This window comes from Pectobacterium brasiliense, from assembly GCF_013449685.1.
In the GTDB taxonomy this organism is placed as follows: domain Bacteria; phylum Pseudomonadota; class Gammaproteobacteria; order Enterobacterales; family Enterobacteriaceae; genus Pectobacterium; species Pectobacterium brasiliense_A.
The window spans coordinates 23,340-42,322 of record NZ_JACDSF010000037.1 but is presented as its reverse complement, the minus strand read 5'-3'; the positions used below and the strand labels follow the sequence as shown (position 1 = coordinate 42,322).

The 18,983-nt window shown below is 50.8% G+C and carries 15 protein-coding genes; 4 read left to right on the top strand and 11 right to left on the bottom strand.

From position 1 onward, the window contains the following. Positions 1 to 59: 59 nt before the first annotated feature. Positions 60 to 665 carry an FMN-dependent NADH-azoreductase gene (locus H0248_RS15055; protein WP_180786519.1) on the bottom strand — a complete coding sequence of 202 codons (606 nt, stop codon included), beginning with the start codon at positions 663 to 665 and terminating at the stop codon, positions 60 to 62. A gap of 305 nt (positions 666 to 970) precedes the next feature. Here H0248_RS15055 and hrpA point away from each other — a divergent pair, with 305 nt between their 5' ends. Continuing rightward, a complete protein-coding gene (gene hrpA, locus H0248_RS15050) occupies positions 971 to 4,858 on the top strand; it encodes an ATP-dependent RNA helicase HrpA (protein WP_052900914.1) in 3,888 nt (1,295 codons plus the stop codon). A 72-nt stretch (positions 4,859 to 4,930) separates the two neighbouring features. Here the strand turns inward: hrpA and H0248_RS15045 are convergent, their stop codons facing one another. The 6 genes from H0248_RS15045 to rstA form a co-directional block, all read right to left on the bottom strand. Further along, complete coding sequence (locus tag H0248_RS15045) at positions 4,931 to 6,709, bottom strand: sensor domain-containing phosphodiesterase (protein ID WP_180786518.1); 1,779 nt, start codon at positions 6,707 to 6,709, stop codon at positions 4,931 to 4,933. A 574-nt stretch (positions 6,710 to 7,283) separates the two neighbouring features. Next, on the bottom strand, positions 7,284 to 8,174 hold the full coding sequence (locus tag H0248_RS15040; RefSeq protein WP_180786517.1) for a trypsin-like serine peptidase: 891 nt from the start codon (positions 8,172 to 8,174) through the stop codon (positions 7,284 to 7,286). Positions 8,175 to 8,336: 162 nt separating this feature from the next. Continuing rightward, a complete protein-coding gene (locus H0248_RS15035; RefSeq protein WP_180786516.1) occupies positions 8,337 to 8,639 on the bottom strand; it encodes a type 1 fimbrial protein in 303 nt (100 codons plus the stop codon). Positions 8,640 to 9,042: 403 nt separating this feature from the next. After that, positions 9,043 to 9,399, bottom strand: coding sequence for an acid resistance repetitive basic protein Asr (gene asr, locus H0248_RS15030; protein WP_180786515.1), 357 nt, complete (start codon positions 9,397 to 9,399; stop codon positions 9,043 to 9,045). A 178-nt stretch (positions 9,400 to 9,577) separates the two neighbouring features. Then, positions 9,578 to 10,891 (bottom strand): two-component system sensor histidine kinase RstB, encoded by a 1,314-nt coding sequence (gene rstB, locus H0248_RS15025; protein WP_180786514.1) that lies wholly within the window; start codon positions 10,889 to 10,891, stop codon positions 9,578 to 9,580. Then, positions 10,888 to 11,625 carry a two-component system response regulator RstA gene (gene rstA / locus H0248_RS15020; RefSeq protein WP_010276861.1) on the bottom strand — a complete coding sequence of 246 codons (738 nt, stop codon included), beginning with the start codon at positions 11,623 to 11,625 and terminating at the stop codon, positions 10,888 to 10,890. The genes rstB and rstA overlap by 4 nt, the downstream gene beginning before the upstream one ends. 568 nt (positions 11,626 to 12,193) lie before the next feature. Between rstA and H0248_RS15015 the strand changes: the two genes are divergently transcribed. Both H0248_RS15015 and H0248_RS15010 read left to right on the top strand, forming a co-directional pair. Further along, on the top strand, positions 12,194 to 13,750 hold the full coding sequence (locus tag H0248_RS15015; protein WP_240346044.1) for an EAL domain-containing protein: 1,557 nt from the start codon (positions 12,194 to 12,196) through the stop codon (positions 13,748 to 13,750). Positions 13,751 to 13,988: 238 nt separating this feature from the next. Then, entirely contained in the window at positions 13,989 to 14,564 is a 576-nt protein-coding gene (locus H0248_RS15010; protein ID WP_180786513.1) for a YceI family protein, read from the top strand. A gap of 48 nt (positions 14,565 to 14,612) precedes the next feature. Here H0248_RS15010 and H0248_RS15005 read toward each other — a convergent pair whose 3' ends face one another. From H0248_RS15005 to folM, 3 genes are all read right to left on the bottom strand, one after another. Further along, positions 14,613 to 15,416, bottom strand: coding sequence for an anti-sigma factor family protein (locus H0248_RS15005; protein ID WP_180786512.1), 804 nt, complete (start codon positions 15,414 to 15,416; stop codon positions 14,613 to 14,615). Next, positions 15,413 to 15,889 (bottom strand): sigma-70 family RNA polymerase sigma factor, encoded by a 477-nt coding sequence (locus tag H0248_RS15000; protein WP_219609214.1) that lies wholly within the window; start codon positions 15,887 to 15,889, stop codon positions 15,413 to 15,415. The genes H0248_RS15005 and H0248_RS15000 overlap by 4 nt, the downstream gene beginning before the upstream one ends. A 69-nt stretch (positions 15,890 to 15,958) precedes the next feature. Continuing rightward, positions 15,959 to 16,681: a dihydromonapterin reductase gene (gene folM / locus H0248_RS14995; protein WP_180786511.1), complete on the bottom strand. Its 723-nt coding sequence runs from the start codon at positions 16,679 to 16,681 to the stop codon at positions 15,959 to 15,961. A gap of 138 nt (positions 16,682 to 16,819) precedes the next feature. Between folM and H0248_RS14990 the strand changes: the two genes are divergently transcribed. After that, positions 16,820 to 17,236, top strand: coding sequence for a hypothetical protein (locus H0248_RS14990; protein ID WP_180786510.1), 417 nt, complete (start codon positions 16,820 to 16,822; stop codon positions 17,234 to 17,236). A gap of 38 nt (positions 17,237 to 17,274) precedes the next feature. Here the strand turns inward: H0248_RS14990 and dauA are convergent, their stop codons facing one another. Then, positions 17,275 to 18,978: a C4-dicarboxylic acid transporter DauA gene (dauA, locus tag H0248_RS14985; RefSeq protein ID WP_180786509.1), complete on the bottom strand. Its 1,704-nt coding sequence runs from the start codon at positions 18,976 to 18,978 to the stop codon at positions 17,275 to 17,277. Positions 18,979 to 18,983 lie beyond the last annotated feature (5 nt).

Sequence of the window (18,983 nt, the reverse complement as noted above, 5' to 3'; positions counted from 1 at the left end):
GGAAGGCGCGCAATAGTCAAGCCAAGTAAACCAATGGCAAGGTCGGTAATGATGATTATTTATGCGGTGACCAACTGAGACAGCTGGTTTTTCGCCGCTTCGGTGGCTTTCTGTGCCACATCTGGGCCGTAGCCGTAACCTTCTGCGAACACGAACTCAAGATCGGTCAGACCAAGGAAGCCCAGGAAGACGCGCAGGTACGGTTCCAGCAGATCGGTTGGTGTACCTTTATGGATGCCGCCACGGCTGGTTAATACGATAGCGCGTTTACCTTTCACCAGACCTTCTGGGCCTTGCTCGGTGTAGCGGAACGTCACGCCAGCACGGGCAACCAGGTCGAAGTAGTTCTTCAACTGGGTAGGAATGTTGAAGTTATACATCGGTGCGGCGATGACGATAATGTCATGCGCCTGCAATTCCGCGATCAGTTCGTCGGACAGTGTCAGGGCTTCCTGCTGACGTGGGGTCAGTGCAGCATCGGAAGGACGCAGTGCGCCGACTAATTCGCCATCAAGAACGGGAATCGGCTGAGCAGCCAGGTCACGGACGGTGATGCTGTCGTTCGGATGTGCAGACTGCCACTCGGTGGTGAAGTGGTCGGCCAGTTGGTTTGACTGAGAATAACCTGCCAGAATGCTTGATTTCAGAACCAATACTTTGCTCATTGCCAATTCCTTTAGTGATTTAGAAGTGGGCGACACCATAACGCCCCTTGATGCGTCACATCTTATGCGGTGATCTGGAAAGAGAAAAGTGCAAATATTCGAGGTCTTTATTCGATTTTATTGAATAAGACGATGTTTGACTAAGACCAGGTTGTGGCGATTAGAGCCGTTTATGACAATGTGCTACTATCCACGGCTTAAAAATTTCGTGCCTTGCAGTAGATTAGGCTCCATCGAGCCAGATTCGGCGGCGAGCATCGGCCCAGCAGAGACAAGAATTAGAGAAATAATTAAGGAAGAGCAACGTGAAATCACCTCTCAGTGCATTATCTACGCAGTTAAGTGAGCTAATGCTTCGCGATCGGCAACGTCTGCGCCGTCGTTTGCAGGGCGCGGCGAAGGTCAGCAGCCCGCAGGCTCAGGCGGCGATCGCTCAGGAAATTGAGGGGGAAATCGTTGCCGCACGCCAGAAAGTCGAGAACCGGCGGGCAAGTTGTCCGGCGATCCACTACCCTGAACAGCTCCCTGTTAGCCAGAAAAAAGACGAAATACTGGAGGCGCTGCGTCATCATCAGGTGATTATCGTCGCGGGTGAGACGGGGTCGGGTAAGACCACACAGTTGCCGAAAATTTGTCTCGAACTGGGGCGCGGCGTGCACGGTTTGATCGGCCACACGCAGCCGCGTCGTCTGGCAGCCAGAACCGTTGCTGACCGCATTGCTGCCGAGCTGGAAACGCCGCTGGGTGGCAGCGTAGGGTATAAAGTCCGCTTTAACGATCAGGTGAGTGACAATACGCTGGTCAAACTGATGACTGACGGTATTCTGTTGGCGGAAATTCAGCAGGACCGCCTGTTGATGCAGTACGACACGCTAATCATCGATGAAGCGCACGAGCGCAGCCTGAATATCGATTTCATCATGGGCTATTTGCGCCAGCTGTTGCCAAAGCGTCCTGATTTAAAAGTGATTATTACGTCGGCAACCATCGATCCACAGCGCTTCTCCCGCCACTTTAATAACGCACCGATCATTGAAGTGTCCGGCCGGACCTATCCGGTGGACGTGCGCTATCGTCCCGTGGTGGAAGACGCTGATGACAGCGATCGCGATCAGCTACAGGCGATTTTTGATGCGGTTGATGAACTGACGCGCGAAGGGCCGGGGGATATTCTGGTCTTCATGAGCGGCGAACGTGAAATTCGCGATACGGCAGAGGCGCTGACTCGTCTGGACTTGCCGCATACCGAAATCCTCCCGCTGTACGCCCGCCTGTCGAATCAGGAACAGAACCGCGTCTTTCAGTCACATCACGGTCGCCGCATCGTACTGGCAACCAACGTGGCGGAAACCTCGCTCACTGTGCCTGGGATTCGCTATGTCATCGATCCGGGCACCGCGCGCATCAGCCGCTACAGTTTCCGCACCAAGGTACAGCGCCTGCCGATTGAACCTGTCTCTCAGGCGTCGGCGAATCAGCGTAAAGGACGCTGTGGCCGTGTCGCCGCTGGGGTGTGTATTCGTCTCTATTCCGAACAGGATTTCCTGTCACGGCCTGAATTTACCGATCCTGAAATTCTTCGCACCAATCTGGCTTCCGTTATTCTGCAAATGACGTCGCTGGGGCTAGGCGATATTGCCGCGTTCCCGTTTGTTGAAGCGCCGGATAAACGCAATATTCAGGACGGCGTGCGGCTGCTGGAGGAATTAGGCGCGATTAATCTGGCGGAGAACGGGCATTACCGCCTGACGCCGCAGGGGCAACAGCTGGCACAATTGCCGATCGATCCGCGTTTGGCGCGAATGGTGCTGGAAGCGCGTAAAACCGGCTGTGTGCGTGAAGTGATGATCATCACCGCTGCGCTATCGATTCAGGATCCGCGCGAAAGGCCGATGGATAAGAAACAGGCATCGGATGAGAAACACCGCCGTTTCGCCGATAAAGACTCCGATTTTCTGGCTTTCGTCAATCTGTGGGACTACCTGCGTGACCAGCAAAAGGCGTTGTCTTCCAGCCAGTTCCGCCGCCAGTGCCGCACCGATTTCCTTAACTACCTGCGCGTGCGCGAATGGCAGGATATCTACACGCAACTGCGTCAGGTTGTGAAAGAACTGGGGCTGCCGGTCAATAGCGAACCGGCAGATTACCTGAGTATTCACTGTGCGCTGCTCACCGGCCTGTTGTCGCATATCGGGCAGAAAGATATTGAGAAACAGGAATTCAGTGGTGCGCGTAACGCGCGGTTTGCGATTTTCCCAGGCTCCGGGTTATTCAAAAAGCCGCCTAAGTGGACGATGGTGGCAGAACTGGTGGAAACCAGCCGCCTGTGGGGACGCATTGCCGCGCGTATTGAACCCGAGTGGATCGAGCCGCTGGCTCAGCATCTGATTAAGCGGAGCTACAGCGATCCTCATTGGGAGAAAGCGCAGGGCACGGTGATGGCGCAGGAGAAGGTGACGCTCTTCGGGCTGCCGATTGTCGCGGCGCGTAAGGTGAACTACAGCCAAATCGATCCGACGCTGGCGCGTGAAATGTTCATCCGCCACGCGCTGGTGGAAGGCGACTGGCAAACGCACCACGCCTTTTTCCGCGCCAACCTCAAATTGCTGGCGGAAGTGGAAGATCTCGAACATAAATCGCGCCGCCGCGACATTCTGGTGGATGACGAAACGCTGTTTGCTTTCTATGACCAGCGGTTGCCGCACGATGTAGTGTCGTCGCGCCATTTTGACACATGGTGGAAAGCCGCTAGCCGGGATAATGCCGACCTGCTTAATTTTGAAAAGAGCATGTTGATTAAAGACGGCGCAGAGAAGGTAAGCGCGCTGGATTATCCGAACTTCTGGCATCAGGGCAGCCTGAAATTACGCTTGTCTTATCAGTTTGAACCGGGCGCGGACGCCGATGGCGTTACGGTTCATATTCCGCTGCCTATTCTCAATCAGGTGCGTGAAGAGGGCTTCGAGTGGCAGATTCCCGGCGTTCGCCGTGAACTGACAATTGCGCTGATTAAGTCATTGCCTAAGCCGTTACGTCGTAACTTCGTACCCGCGCCGAACTATGCCGAAGCGTTTCTGGCCCGTACCACGCCATTAGAGAAAGGACTCTTGGATGCGCTGGAACGTGAGTTGAGACTGATGACGGGCGTCACGGTGCCACGCGAGGCGTGGCAGTGGGATCAGGTGCCCGATCATCTGAAAATCACGTTCCGCGTTATTGATGAGAAGAAGCGGACGCAGCGCGAAGGCAAAGACCTGAATGCGCTGAAAGATCAGCTCAAGGATAAAGTGCAGCAAACGCTGTCATCCGTAGTGGATGACGGGCTGGAGCAGCGCGGTCTGCACGTCTGGAGCTTCGGTTCACTGCCGGACTGCTATGAGCAGAAGCGTGGCGGCTACTCGGTTAAAGCCTATCCGGCGTTGGTGGATGAAAAGGATAGCGTGGCGATTCGCCTGTTCGACACGCCGCACCAGCAACAGCAGGTGATGCGGCAGGGGCTGCGCCGTCTGTTATTGCTGAACATTCCGTCGCCGATTAAATATCTGCATGAAAAGCTGCCGAACAAGGCGAAACTCGGTCTTTATTTCAATCCGTACGGCAAGGTATTGGATCTTATCGATGACTGTATCGCCTGCGCGGTGGATAAGCTGATTGAATCATCCGGTGGTCCGGTCTGGCAGGAAGAGGCCTTCCAACAACTGCATGAAAAAGTGCGTGCGGAGCTGAATGATACGGTGGTTGATATCGCCAAGCAGGTTGAGCAAATCCTGACGGCGGTCTTCACCATTAACAAGCGTCTGAAAGGGCGTGTAGATATGGCGATGGCGCTGGCGTTAAGCGATATCAAGAGCCAGATGAACGGGCTGGTGTTCCGTGGCTTTGTGACCGAAAACGGCTGGCAGCGTCTGCCGGACGTGCTGCGTTATCTGCAAGCGATAGAGCGCCGTCTGGAGAAACTGGCGCAGGATGTTCACCGCGACCGGGCGCAGATGCTGAAAGTGGAGCACGTTCAACAGGCGTGGCAGCAGTGGTGGAATAAGCTGCCTGCGGAGCGACGTGACGACGACGATGTGAAAGCGGTGCGCTGGATGCTTGAAGAGCTGCGCGTCAGCTACTTTGCTCAGCAGCTAGGAACGCCGTTCCCAATCTCGGATAAGCGCGTATTGCAGGCGATGGAGCAGGTCGAAGGATAATCTCTCTGGTGTGCAGGTCGGCGGCATGAGCTGCCGACTGCTTGCAGTAACGGTCTTGCTCGAATAATGATGCTATTCGGACGTGCGTGATGCGTACTCATTCATCCATATGATGAAAGCTTCCGGCGAGATAGGCCGCGAAAAATAGTAACCCTGTACTTCATCACATCCAAAATTAGCCAGGTATTCGAGCGTTTCCTTATTTTCTACGCCTTCTGCCAGCACAATGTAATTCAGTTTGTGCAGCATGTAGATAATGGATTGCACAATAACGCGGCTTTTGTGGTCAGTTTGTATATCTTTAATCAGCGATTTATCCAGCTTTATCACCGTAGAGGGAATATTACGTAGATAACTTAAGTTGCTATATCCCGTACCGAAATCATCAAGCGCGATAGTAAATCCGAGTTGTTGCAGCGTTTGGATAGTGGCAAGCGTTTCCGTGCTTTCGATGATTTTCTGTGTCTCGACACACTCGATGTCAATGTCCTGAGGGGTGAGACCGTGATGCTCGAGAATAGTGATAAGACGTGGAATAAAATCATTCTCGGAAAAATTTCGGGCAGAAACGTTAATCGATACGGGGAATGTGAGCCCCTCCTGACGCCACTGCTTCATCTGGCATGCCGCTTCTCGGGTGACCCAGTCGGTTAACGGCCGCATCAGTGTTGTGCCTTCCGCGAGCGGAATAAATTGATCGGGATAAATCTCACCTAACTTAGGGTGTCGCCAACGAATCAGTGCTTCGGCACCAATCACGGTGTTGGTCTTGATACTTAATTTCGGCTGATAAACTAAATAGAGGCCCGGCTTATTGTTCTGTAGCACGTCAGCCAGCTCATTGAGCAAGGTAAAGGCGATTTGTTGCGCCTGATCGGCCTCAGGGTCATAAGCGAACTGGCGAATATTTCTGAGGATGGCGGCACGCAGGGCGCTCATCGATTCACGTAAGATTTGCTGCGGATCTTTGGCCGGAATCTGGAATTCGGTATAGCCAACGAAAAACTCCAGCTTGAGCGGAATATAGCTGGTGATACTTTCATGGATCCGCTCAGCACAGGCATCAAGTTCAGCCAGAACCTGCTCTTTTCTATCGGCCTTCACCAGTAGGGCGAAACGGCCTACGGCGGCAGAGTACAGGTTATTTGATGAATTTAAGCTAAGACGTAAAAAGACCCCGATATCTTTCAGCAGACCTTCTACCGTCGGCATACCGAGCGCACATGCCATTTCATAGGCGTAAGACATGTCGATGGTATCAATCAGAATAAGCAGATAGGGGTCGTGAATGTCGGTAATGTGGCTAATGTCGTCAATCAGGCGCTGGCGATTGGGTAACAGTGTAACGGCATCGATCAGCCCAATCGCGTTGCGGTATTCCATTAACACCATCGCAATGGTCGCTAAGTCATGCAGGAGCCGCAATTGGACCTTGCTGAAGGTGCGTGGGATATAATCGATGACGCTGAACGTACCGATGGAATAGCCGTCTTTAGTTTTCAGCGGTACACCAGCGTAAAAACGGATAAAAGGGCCGCTGGTGACGTAAGGGCTATCTTTAAAACGGTCGTCCTGAGTGGCATTGGGGCAGATAAAGGATTGACCCGTTTGTACGGTAAAATAGTCGAATGAACCGATTTTATCCATATCATCCAGAGGAAAATGGGTTTTCGCTTTAACATGCAGAGACTTGGAACCGGTTAGCGTCACGAGGGCCGTCGGAGTTTCAAAGAGTTGACAGGCCAGTTTCGTGAGTTTGCGAAGAATATCGTCTTGAGATATATCGGTTTTTTGTAATTCGTCGAGAGTCTGCATGCGTTTTTTTTCGTCATGGTTCAAATGTTTTAACATGTAGACTCTTCCTTTTCGCAATAATAATCGCGACAACATCAATTTAATTTAACGGTGACACAATAACATAGAGGCTAAAAATTGAGGTAACTTATTATATTACCTTTATTTTTCCCGTAAGTTACACGTAGCAATAAATGGTCTGACTGAGGAAATACGCTGCAAATAAAAGGGGAGTCTAATTATAAAAAATGGCCGCTTCCAGAAGATAAAAATAGCATCCTGATAATTGTTATACCTATTGTGGAGTCAGGGCGGGATTCCACTTTGCTTAAAACGCATACAATTCAAGAAATTTGATAATACCCATATATTAATAACCTTTTATCAATCGGTAATTATGTATCTGACGTGCATTCTTTGAACTGAAATCGTATCTATTTTGAGCATAATAACCACACAAAGTGAGTTAGATCTCGCCCTGATTGTGGAGTGACCATATGAATGATTAACTTATCTCTCTGATAAGAATAGAACAGATATTTTTTTATACCATGAAATTGGCAGGAAATGACGGCGTCAGACGGCATCCAGAATAACGAGTTCCGCCTGACGGTGTTAGCTCTGCAGGGCGTTAGTGTTGTTTTGGAGAGTTTGCTTTTGGTGAGCCTTCTTTTGGCGAATTCGTTTTTGGTGAACTCGTTTTTGGTGACCCTAGTTTTGCTAACGCTTCTAACTGCTGACGGATGGCGGTAACGGAAACGGCGCGATTATCGGCTCTATCGCGTTCACTGGCATCGGGTGCGGAGCTTTGGATACCCATGAGTACCCAGCCTGCTGCGGAGTTCAGCATCAGCGGGGAGCCACTATCGCCAGGCAGCGTGTCGCACTGGTGCGCGATAACAGCAGTGTGAACCCAGCCGGTGATCAAACAGTTTTGATGGCGATAAAGTGTTTCCTGATGATCCTCTGGGTAGCCCGCCTGCGTGACGCGCTGACCGTTTTCTTTCAAAGCCTGCATCAATTCCTGGCGGCTACCTTGCCAGAGTGGGAGCGGGCGAATGTCAGGTGGCGTTTGCTTTAGCCGGATCAGGGCATAATCCAGCGGCGCTGCTGAAGGCGGAACGATCCACCCCTCGCCGTCTGCTTTCAGTTTTTTAGCGAGTGTTTTATTTGCCAGCGCTTCAATTTCCGTTGTTTCATACCGCCAGCCATTTTCTGTCGCCAGAAAGCGCAGTGCGACGGGTTTATCGATCTCCCCCTTCGGTGGTGTCACCACGCAATGTCCTGCTGTCAACGCCAGATGTGGGGAAATCAACGTCGCGGTACAGAGGTTGCCGCTGGCGGTTTCCAACTGTCCAATCGCTTGCCACGGCCAGACCGCCGTGTCGAGAACGATATCCCGATCGTCATGGTTGAAAAATAAGATTTGCTGCTGCGCGGCGGTGTCCGTCGGTGAGGATTCAGCCCAACTGCTCGGGGCGATAAATGATAATGAACATAACAACCAGGCTGATATGCGCATGCAGTAAATAAACCTTATAAGAAAAGTCATCTTGAAGCGCTAAATATAGCGCGTTGAATTAACTATAGATGTATTTGTTCGTGAGGACTTGGAAATTAAAATGTTATCGAGTGTAAAAGACGTCGCATTTGTATATCAGCAGTACCGTGAGTGACGACCGTTTTATTCGTAGCTGACGATCACGATACGCGCATCTGAACTTAAGGTTTTCGAACTCACAGAACCAATACTTTGCGGCAAAACAGTGTGCTGTGAGCTGTTTTTCACGTGTAGCGTTTGTACTTCCCCTTGTCGTTCACAGCTGACGGTCACATTATTTGATCGTGTTGTAACATCACAGACCGGTTCGACGATGGCACCCGAAAAGTGGATGATACCGGACGATGAAGAGGAAGAGGCGAAGGTATACGATGTTGCAGCCAGCGTGCTCAGCAATAGGGTAGATATCTGCAGGGTTCTTTTCATTATACGGTTCTCGGTATTGCCCGGAGTGTAATGATATAAACGGCGCTGAGTGATAAAACTTTACGACTCCACCATCTTTATTTGGTTCGCTGTCTACAGGTTTGACGTTTACTGTTTTTGACGTTCAATAACCTTATGATTAATAGCGGTACGATTAATCACTGCGTGATGCAGCCCTTGCGATTAGAGAAAAAAACTCAAAGTGATAAGGCCACAGAGCAGAACGAGGGATAACATAATTTCAAATGAGTAACGCCGCATCATTCTCCCGCCCCCCTATGAAATAAACACTCGGTAAACCGAGTGTTTGATGATTGTTTTACAGCAAGCCCTTAGAGATAGGTTTCCAATAGGGCTAACCGAAAGACGCCTTCCCCATCGGGAAGGCGTGGGTGCTTACCGATTACGCTGCTGGCGTAGTGGTCGCTGGTTTTGCCGTTTTTGCTTTCTTCACGTGTTTCTTGGCAGCCTGCGCTTTCTGAGCAGGGGCGGGTTTAGCTTTCTTCACGTGTTTTTTAGCGGCCTGTGCTTTCTGAGCAGGTGCAGGTTTAGCCTTCTTCACGTGTTTTTTGGCAGCTTGTGCTTTTTGTTCGGCGGCAGGTTTCGCTTTTTTCACCTGTTTTTTATGGTGAACGGCTTTAGCCGGAGCAGACGTGGTCGCCGTTGGCTGAGCGGGTGCGGTGGTTACGGTATCCGCGGCAAACGCTACAGAGGACAGACCCAGTGCCGCACCGGCGATCATAACTAATACTTTATTCATCATCATTTCCTCGTTATCTCATTCACGTTTCGTAGCCCTCGGTTGGGCCGGTGAAGAAAGAATAGGAGAAACAGAGAGTGGCTTCAGTGAGTGATTGGTTTCGGCGTGTAACCTAATGTACAAGTCAGAGAAAGTGGGAAAAACAGCGGGAAACGGCGGGTTTACCGCCGCCTCGGAGCTAATGCTGAATGGCGATGGTGGCTTGCGTTGTTGCGGTTTTTACTGGCCAGCAAAAGCGGAAACGAGCGCCGCCGAGCGGGCTGTCATCCACGGTAATGTTGCCTTCGTAGGCGCGGGCGATAGCATGAACAATCGCCAGCCCCAGTCCACATCCGCCGCTGCTGTTTTCGATAGCCGCTTCCAGACGAACAAACGGTTCAAACACGCTTTCCCGGCTGTCGGGCGGAATACCGAGGCCGTCATCTTCAACTTGCAGACACGCGATATGCTCGGCATCGGATGTCAGACTGATATGCAATCGGCTGTGGCAGAAACGCAATCCATTGCCGATCAGGTTATTCAGCACCCGCTCCATCAGGCGTAAATCGAGCGCCCCAATCCGTGCCGAATGAGGCATGTCCAACGAGATGTGTTTGTCAGGATGGATCAGGCGGAAATCATCGACTTTTGCCTGTAGCCACGAAGGAATATCAATATCGGCAAGATGCAGCGTCACCTGGGGGCGGTCGAGTCTGGCATATGTCAGTAGCTCGTCAATCAGGGCTTCGAGTTGACCAATATCCTGGTTTAACGCCTGCTGCTCGTCTTCTGTCAGGTTGTCGCTCATTGCCAGCCGATAGCGTAGCCTGACCAGCGGCGTACGCAATTCGTGCGCAATATTGTCAATCAACTGCTTTTTGCTGTTGATGAGCTGGTTCAGGTTATCCGCCATGCGGTTGAAGGCGATGCCAAGCCGGTACAGGCTTGAGGTGCTATCGAAGTGAATGCGCTCCTCCAGATGACCATCCCCGAGGCGCTGCGCGGCATTCTCCAGTTTTAGCATGGCCTGCCAGTGTGGCCGCATCCATAGGAAGACGGGCAGCGCCAGCGACAGCCCGATGAGCATCACCAGCAGTAAATCCAGCAGCCGCATTTCATGCAGGAAGAACAAATAAGGAATAGGGCCGACGGCAAGAACATAGTGGCTGCGGGGGATGCGTTGGATAAAGGTGTATTCATCATCCAGCGCGATAATTTCTCCCTGATTCAGACGCTGCCGATTCTTGGGGGTCAGTGCATATTTGCTCACCGGTTCGATGTGCAGTTTGAATGACAGGTTTAAATCAAGTTCGTTAATGGTTTTATGCCACTCGCGCGGCGGAATCGCGCGCAGCTCATTACGAATGAGATACAGCGAGCTTTTCATCAGATCATCCATGGACTGACGTCCGGCGCGTTCGGCCGTGACTTTATAGACCAGACCGACCAGAAGCGTCATGACAACAAAGCAGGCGAATAGCAATAGAAAAAACTGGACGAACAGCTTTCTCATAGCGTGACGCTCTCCCAGGTATTGGGGGCAAACAGATAACCTTTGTTGCGCACCGTTTTAATACGGAACGGCTCCAACGGGTTGTCGTACAGTTTCTTACGTAGACGGGAAATCGCGACGTCAATGCTACGATCCATACCGTCGTAGGTGACGCCGCGCAAATTTTTCAGCAGCGCATCCCGATCCATAATGTGACCTGCATGGGTCGCCAACTGCCAGAGCAGATCGAAATCTGCGGTGGATAATACAATGTGTTCTTGCCCTAATGTCACTTCCCGATTGACCGGATCGATGCAGAGCAGGCCGAAGTGCAGTGATTTGTGCACTTGTAACGCGGCGGGCGCAGCGTTTTCCGTTACGGCCTGCGGTGCCGCAGCGTATTGCCGCAAATGCAGGCGCAGGCGGGCGAGCAACACGGCGGGTGGTGTGGTTTTCAGAATATAATCATCGGCACCCATTTCTAGCGCCAGAATATGATTCATGTCGCTGTCCAGCGAGGTTAGCAGCACAATCGGGCCGCTGTACTGTGGTCGCAATTCCCGACAGATTGTCATGCCGTCTTTGCCGGGCAGCATGATGTCCAACAGCACAAGGTCGGGCTGCTGCTGTTCAATAAAGGCTAATGCCTGATCGCCCCGAGCTTCAACCTGAACATCAATGTCATGCTTACCGAGGTAAGCGGCGATTAATTTCCCCACCTCGGTATCATCTTCTATAAAAACAATCTTATGCATGGTATCTACGTTATCCCCAACTCACTGTTGATAGCATAGCCTGATGATAGGCGATAAACGAGACATGAAGCGTAAATGGGTGTTAAGTCTTTGTTTATTTTCCCAAGTTAGATACGCTGTGGGCGTGCTTTTTTTAGGCGATATCGCATCTGACTCTCGACGTTTACTGAGCGCAGTCAGGACATAAGAGCGTACCAGCGTAAGGTGCGAGTGAAGAAAAAAGAGATGGAATAAGACCACCCATCTCGTTGCACGTGCTTTCGGNNTTTCGGGCACGTGCAGGTCGGTGGACTGCGGTGGGGCAATAATTATTGCTAATAATGTATATGAAATGCATTAATGTGTGACTGGTTGGTTATTTCTTTATGTAATCAAATGGTTACCTACATGGTTTTCAATCGATATTGCTTAATAAAACGGAGCTGATTTATTAACTGAAGTGAATTATAAAAACGTGCTAATTTTAACTGTGTTTTTTTGAAATAGCTGGACACGAAAATTTCATCTGGTTACCATCTCTGGCTTGGATTTAAATGCGCTTTTTAGCATTAACTGACATTGGATTGCGATGCGTTTTTCAGGATTAAAAAAGATAACAACCGCCATTTTTATGATGGTTATTATCTCATTTTCTTTTTTATTTTTATTAAATGAATTATTGGTTAATCATCAGGAAAATAAATTAATATTGCGCTCTGAGAATGTACGCTTTCAGGCTGAAATGTTAGCAGAACAGGCGCTGTCTGCGTTGGTTGAGATTAACGCTATTGATGATGATGTTTGCTCGCCAAACTATATTGAAAAATTAAAAATGATAAGGTGGCGTCATCTCAATATTGAAGATGTTGCTTCTTTAAAAGATAATCGTATTTATTGTAGCGCCTTTTGGGGGGAAGTAAACCCTCCTCTTCATATTACTGTGAGTAATGAAAAGAAAAATAATAAACCATCATTAATTGAAGTGAAAAACAATAGTAAAACGCGGTATGACAATATCGGTCTCTATCAAGGTCATGCTGCAGTATTTATCTCGCGGGGAACCTATGAAAATATATTGAATACGTTCACTGATGGGTATTTCATTATGACATCAGCGGATAAATCGCAAAAGTATTTTGAATCGAATTCGAAGGGATATATTGCTTCAGGTAATCCGTTACTGAGTAAACTATTTACCGCCAACACCAGCCTTTGTAGTTCCCAATGGCTGTTTTGTGTGATGGCTCAAAATGCGCGCAGCGGGCTGCTGTCGCTCACACTGGGTCTCTTGTCTTTTGTTATGGTGTTTGCATTGATGCTGGGCGGGTTTCTGACTTTCTTCTGTTTAAATATTGTCGATAAAAGACAATCCCTGAAATCCCGTTTGAAAAAATCTATCAAGCGGGGGGATGTTTTTCTTGAATATCAACCGATGGTGAGCGCTATCGATGGGGAAATAGCCGGTATTGAGGCGCTGGTCAGATGGCATGATGGCATACATGGCTATGTTTCTCCTGAAGTCTTTATAAAAATTTCAGAAAAAATAGGGTTTTACTCAAAAATATCTGATTTTATAATACGAAACTCAGTGAGAGAGATGGCGGCTGTTCTCAATAAAAACAGGAAACTGACGCTGTCTATAAATATAACCGATCATGAGATTAGCGATCTGGCTTTCATGAATCGATTGATTGATGTGTGTGCTTTCCATGGTGTTGAGCCTGCACAGATAAAGCTGGAAATATCAGAACGCTGCCAGCTATCGCAAAAGGAAATCCAGCTTTTTGCCGAGCGTGTGGCAAAAATGAATATCAAACTAGCGATTGATGATTTTGGCGTGGCGAATTCGAATTTAGCATGGCTTACCGGTTTCAGATTTGATGAAGTTAAACTTGACGGTTCGTTAATGAAAAACCTGGACAACAAGAATAAAGAAAAGATATTGCATGCAATCTGTTCGCTCATTAAAGATATGGGGAAAGACATTGTTTTTGAAGGCGTTGAAGATGCTGAGCAATTAACGATTGCCAGAGAAATTGACGCAGATTGCTTAATTCAGGGGTGGTTTTTTTATCGCTCACTGTCAGCAAAAAATATTGAAAGCTTGTTAATCACTCAGGAAAAAAATCACGCAGTGTGTCCCTGATTTTTATGCTTGTCCCCCCTCACGTTAAGATCATTAACGTAACGGCCGCGCAAGATGCAAGAAAAGAAGACATGGCGTGAAATATCGCGCCACGTCTTTGTGGCGGTGCTTTAACGCAAAGCCTGCTTACCATCAGCACTCGATGTTTTCTCAGCATCGAGAAAAATAATGAAAATTGGTCGAATAAATTCGTTCGTTGGTGCGTTTACACGTTGTCTACTTTTAGGAGAACCCTGTTATGACGCGCATCGTTCCCGTTTTGGCCGCCGGGCTGCTCATCAGCCCACTGTTGCACGCTATGCCTCTCAACTACACCATTGCCACGGATAAAACTGCCATTGCGCTTTCATGGCAAGCATTTGGGCACCTTTCACAGGCTTCTCTCGACGGCGTGACGGGAAACATCACACTGGATGCTGAAAAGGAAATAAACGACCGTATTGATGTGAAAATCCCCATCACGACGTTGCAGGCTTCCAATGGCCTGCTGACTTACCAGTTAAAAAGCAGCCTGTTTTTTGATGCCGAACACTATCCCGATATCACGTTCACCAGCAGCAGGGTGGTGGCGCTAGGTCATGGCCATTTTCGGGTTTTTGGTTCACTGTCGGTAAAAAATATTCAACGCCCCGTTATTCTGGACGCCACGCTTGAAGAACATGGCGGAAACGTATCTGGCGAAGAGGCGTTATCTCTCCATGCCACCACGGTGATTTCTCGCTCGTCCTTTAATATGGACCGCTTTACCGGGGTGGTGGACGATCGCGTGGCAATCAGTATTGATATCCAGACGAAAGCGCGACACACCGCATAAACGTTTCCCGTCACTCTGGGAATCAGCGAGTGGCGGGAGCGTCAATGGCTAGGTCAGAGAGGTTTGCAGTCTGAGCGCGCTTTCAGTCAGTTGCGGTACAGGATTACGGCCAATTAATACGAACTGATAGCCACGATTGTGCCACCAGACGACATGCATATCATGGCGCCGCTCATTGTTAAGCGCAGAAGCGCTTGCTCCCCGATCGAGAGAAATGCACAACGCCATGGGACCATACTCGGTGTGCATCCAGGCAATCTGCGCAATGGCGGTGCTGTCGTAGCGCAGCATACGCACTATTTTTAGCTCCGCGCCTTGAAGCGTCAGTTGCCGTTCATTGAGCGGCAGCCCAATTTCTTGAGTGGCACGAGACAGCCCGCGCTGTAAGGTGGGTAAGGAACTGTCTGCATCAAGCAGGGTTTCGATGCTGTACAGTGACATGTACTGTGCTTCAAGATCGCGAATTTTCTCACTGTCGTTGCGAGCAATCGAAACAGGACGGGCAAGGTAGCCTAGCCCTGAGCCAATCACCAAAAAACTGAGTGAGGCAGCAATGAGCGAGCGGCGACTAACACCGGCATGCGAGGGCGGTTCTACAGACGCTGGGTGCGTTGCTAGCAGTTCCTCAAGCCGGGCCTGCATTTTTGCCTGAGGCGCTTTGTTGAGTAACGGCGCGAAGGCCTCTTCAAAACCGAGATGGCTTTTCATCAGCTCGGCGGTGCGCTCGGCGAGTGGCACATCTCTCTCCAACTGTGTCGCGAATTGTTGTGCATCGTTGTCATCCATCTCACCATCCAACCAGGCAACGATGGCTTCATCACTGTAGGGGGGCGTAAAACGCATGGGTTTCAAGACCGTTTCTCCTTTGCAGCGGGCAGAGCATCAACTGATTTTGCCAGCGTACTTCGTGCGGTGGCCAGCCGGCTCATAATGGTGCCGATGGGTACCGATAGCGTGTCTGCTGCCTCCTGATAGGTAAATCCTTCGACATAAACTAAAAATACGGTATTGCGCTGCGCTTCTGGCAAGGCGTTAACGCGCTGCATTATTTTCTGGTAATGCCGAGCATCATCATTCCGCTCTCGGGTATCTGGAGCCAATAGGGCTTCGCTTTCGACAAAACCTTGCCCTAGACGCACGCGGCGTGCGCGCAGTTCGGAAATCCATATCGAGTGGAGAATGGAGAACAGCCATTTGTCGATGCGAGTGCCTGGTGTAAATTGCCCGCTTTTTTCAAGTGCGCGAACACAGGTGGACTGGACTAACTCCTCGGCAACTTCATGGTTGCGCGACAGCACCAGTCCATAGCGCCACAGGCGCGTCAAATGAGCAGTAAGCTGCTGGCGAACGTCGCTGGTAGTGATGGGTTTATCCTCACATTGATACTCAGGGAATTAACGCAAAGCCCGTCCACCATCAACGCCTAGTGTTTTCCCAGTGACGTAACGGCTGCTGAGCAGGTAATCCACCAGTCGGACAATTTCTTCTTCACCGGGGGCAATTTTCATCAATGACTTTTCCAGTGCCTGCTGACGATAGGCGTCGTCATCCTTTTCATTAAACAGGATTAGACTGGGGGCGATCGCGTTGACTTTCACCTCTGGTGCCAGCTTGCGGGCAAATGACCGCGTCATGTTATCCAGTGCCGCTTTGCTGGCGGCATAGGCAATGTGCTTATCGCTGCCTTTTTCTACCACGTAATCCGTCAGATGAATGATATCTGCACCCGCGATGCCTTGGCCACGCAGGCAGGGTTCCAGCCGTTGGTTGAGTAAATAGGGCGTATAAACATGGATTTGCAGCATATCGGCCAGCGTTTTTTCTGGCGGTGTGGTGGGGCTTTCAGGCTCCCAGCGGCTGGCATTGTGAATAATGGCGCGCAGCTGCGGCGTGAGCGACTGGATTTGCTTCGCAAACGCATAGATGTTTTCCGTGGTGGAAAAATCGGCGGTCAGACAAACGGCGCCATCTTGCTGTAGCGTCTCCAACTCAGGATAAGGTGTGCGATAGCTGATGATGACCGGAATCGACCGGGCCAGAAACGAACGCGCCAGCGCCAGCCCAATACGCCGTGCGCCGCCGGTAATTAACACGGGAGCAGAAGAAAAAGTTGTCACAATTAGGTCTCCTCAACACGCTAGTCAAAAGGGATCGAAGCGTGACAATATACCTGAATTAACCATCATATTGTTTACGGTTTTAGACCCGTCAGGGTAGTGCGCGGCAAACCACTGGCGAAGAGGAGAAAAGGGAATATGGAAAAGTCCCCTGAGTCTACAAGTTCCAGTGAGCTACTCTGTCTGGACTACACGGATTATTTAGCGGCATTGTGCAAGAAACGTTGGCGTTTCGTGGATGCGATGTACGGCGTGATGCCGATTTTTGGCATGGTAACCAAGATGGCACCGGCTCGACAGAGTGCGCCGAAAGAGCGGCTGAAGGGACTGGCGCTACAGGTGCTTTCTACACAGGTGAGTGACGAAACCAACATCATCAGGCTGATTATGCTGGCACGCCAGCAAGGTCTGACTGCGTTTGATATCCAACTGCCTTATTCGCTGACGAACGAGCAACTGAGTGCCATTAGCCGCGAATGTGACGACGCGCTGGATTTAACGCTGCGGGACGAACGCCTGTCCGTCCGCTTTAAGATGCCAGCCGTGCAGCATTAGCACGGCGTGGCTCGCACACTATTTCTATGTTGTTTCCGCTACGCTGAGCGCACCGTCGTCGCCTCAATCGCCTGTGCGAGTGAACCGTAGAAGCTGAGCCGCCCTTCAATCGGATGAATCTTCGCCCGCGCCAGCGTTTTTAACGGCTGGAAGGGAATATCGGTGATGATGAGCTGTTTACCTTCAGGCAGCGTTTCACTAAAGCGCAGGAACGCATTGAGTCCGCCAGCATCCAGCACTGGCACCGCATCCCACTGTAAGATGATATTTTGATAGCCTTCGCTGCGCACGGTCAGATCGTTGAAGATGCGTTCTGCCGCGGCGAAGAACAGCGGGCCGTTAACACGCAGTACCAGATGATCCGGGATTTTGGTCTCTGGCAGTTCGCTCAGTCGGGTCATCTGCGCGATGCGCCGCATGAACAGCAGGGATGCCAGCACGATACCGACGGTAATGGCGATCACCATATCGAACAGCACGGTCAGCGACATACAGAGCAGCATCACGATAATGTCGTCTGTCGGTCCGTGGCGCAGCAAATCCACCACCTTATGTGCTTCGCTCATGTTCCAGGCGACAATCAGCAGCAGCGACGCCATCGCCGCCAGCGGCAGATAAGACAGCCACGGCGCAAGGATCAGCAGCGCCAATAGAACCATAAGTGCATGGATTACGGCGGAGATCGGCGAGTTTGCCCCCGCGCGCACGTTGGCGGCGGAGCGGGCAATCGCCGCGGTCGCGGTAATACCGCCAAAGAAGGGCGCGATGATGTTACCGAAACCCTGGCCCATTAGCTCCGCATTAGAATGGTGTTTTTTGCCCGTCATCCCGTCCAGCACGACGGCGCACAGCAGCGACTCAATCGCCCCCAGCATCGCCATAGAGAACGCCGCAGGCAGCAGAGCGGAAATACTTTGCCAATCCAGCGTCATCGTCTTTCCATCGGGCGACGGAATATCCCACGGTAAAACGAGCTGTGGCAGGATAGGTGGAATCCCTCGCCCTTGCGAACCGTCCGCCAGCATATAGCTGAATCGGGAACCGATGGTGGCCACGTTTTCACCGAGCAGTGACATAATCCCCATCACTGCGACGCCTGCCAGCAGCGCAGGCAAATGACCGGGCAGACGAATACCGAGTCTGGGCCAGACGATGAGAACCAAAAGCGTCGTTGCGCCAATCAGCGTATCAGCAAGATGCAGGGTCGGCAGCGATTGCGCCAGCGCCGCTACTTTTTCGACGTAATGCTCGGGGACTACCGCCATCTGCAAGCCGAAGAAATCCTTGATTTGCATGGTACCGATGGTGATAGCGATCCCAGAGGTAAACCCCAGCGTCACAGAAAGCGGAATATATTCAATTAGACGGCCTAAACGGCAGAGCCCCATCAGCAGCAGAAATACGCCAGACAGCAAGGTGGCAACCAGCAGACCGGATAGCCCGAACTGTTGCGACACCGGATACAAAATGACGACGAAGGCAGCGGTCGGGCCTGAGACGCTGTAGCGTGAGCCGCCACTGACGGCGATGACAATCCCAGCAATGGCTGACGTATACAGTCCGTATTGCGGAGGAACGCCGCTGGCAATAGCCAGTGCCATGGCTAGCGGTATGGCGATGATACCGACGGTCACGCCAGCAATAATGTCGTGGGTAAAACGTTGCAGCGTATATTTTTCGCGCCAGCATGCGTTAATTAGCGCGCTGAACGGCCTAACACCGTTAATTCCGTGCGTTTTCATCTAAG

Bases quoted from the DNA above. Each gene is read 5' to 3' on its own strand.
- rstA (WP_010276861.1), bottom strand. From the start codon at position 11,625: ATGCATAAGATTGTTTTTATAGAAGATGATACCGAGGTGGGGAAATTA.
- H0248_RS15040 (WP_180786517.1), bottom strand. From the start codon at position 8,174: ATGCGCATATCAGCCTGGTTGTTATGTTCATTATCATTTATCGCCCCG.
- H0248_RS15045 (WP_180786518.1), bottom strand. From the start codon at position 6,709: ATGTTAAAACATTTGAACCATGACGAAAAAAAACGCATGCAGACTCTC.
- H0248_RS15035 (WP_180786516.1), bottom strand. From the start codon at position 8,639: ATGAAAAGAACCCTGCAGATATCTACCCTATTGCTGAGCACGCTGGCT.
- H0248_RS15055 (WP_180786519.1), bottom strand. From the start codon at position 665: ATGAGCAAAGTATTGGTTCTGAAATCAAGCATTCTGGCAGGTTATTCT.
- rstB (WP_180786514.1), bottom strand. From the start codon at position 10,891: ATGAGAAAGCTGTTCGTCCAGTTTTTTCTATTGCTATTCGCCTGCTTT.
- H0248_RS15015 (WP_240346044.1), top strand. From the start codon at position 12,194: ATGCGTTTTTCAGGATTAAAAAAGATAACAACCGCCATTTTTATGATG.
- dauA (WP_180786509.1), bottom strand. From the start codon at position 18,978: ATGAAAACGCACGGAATTAACGGTGTTAGGCCGTTCAGCGCGCTAATT.
- H0248_RS14990 (WP_180786510.1), top strand. From the start codon at position 16,820: ATGGAAAAGTCCCCTGAGTCTACAAGTTCCAGTGAGCTACTCTGTCTG.
- H0248_RS15010 (WP_180786513.1), top strand. From the start codon at position 13,989: ATGACGCGCATCGTTCCCGTTTTGGCCGCCGGGCTGCTCATCAGCCCA.
- asr (WP_180786515.1), bottom strand. From the start codon at position 9,399: ATGAATAAAGTATTAGTTATGATCGCCGGTGCGGCACTGGGTCTGTCC.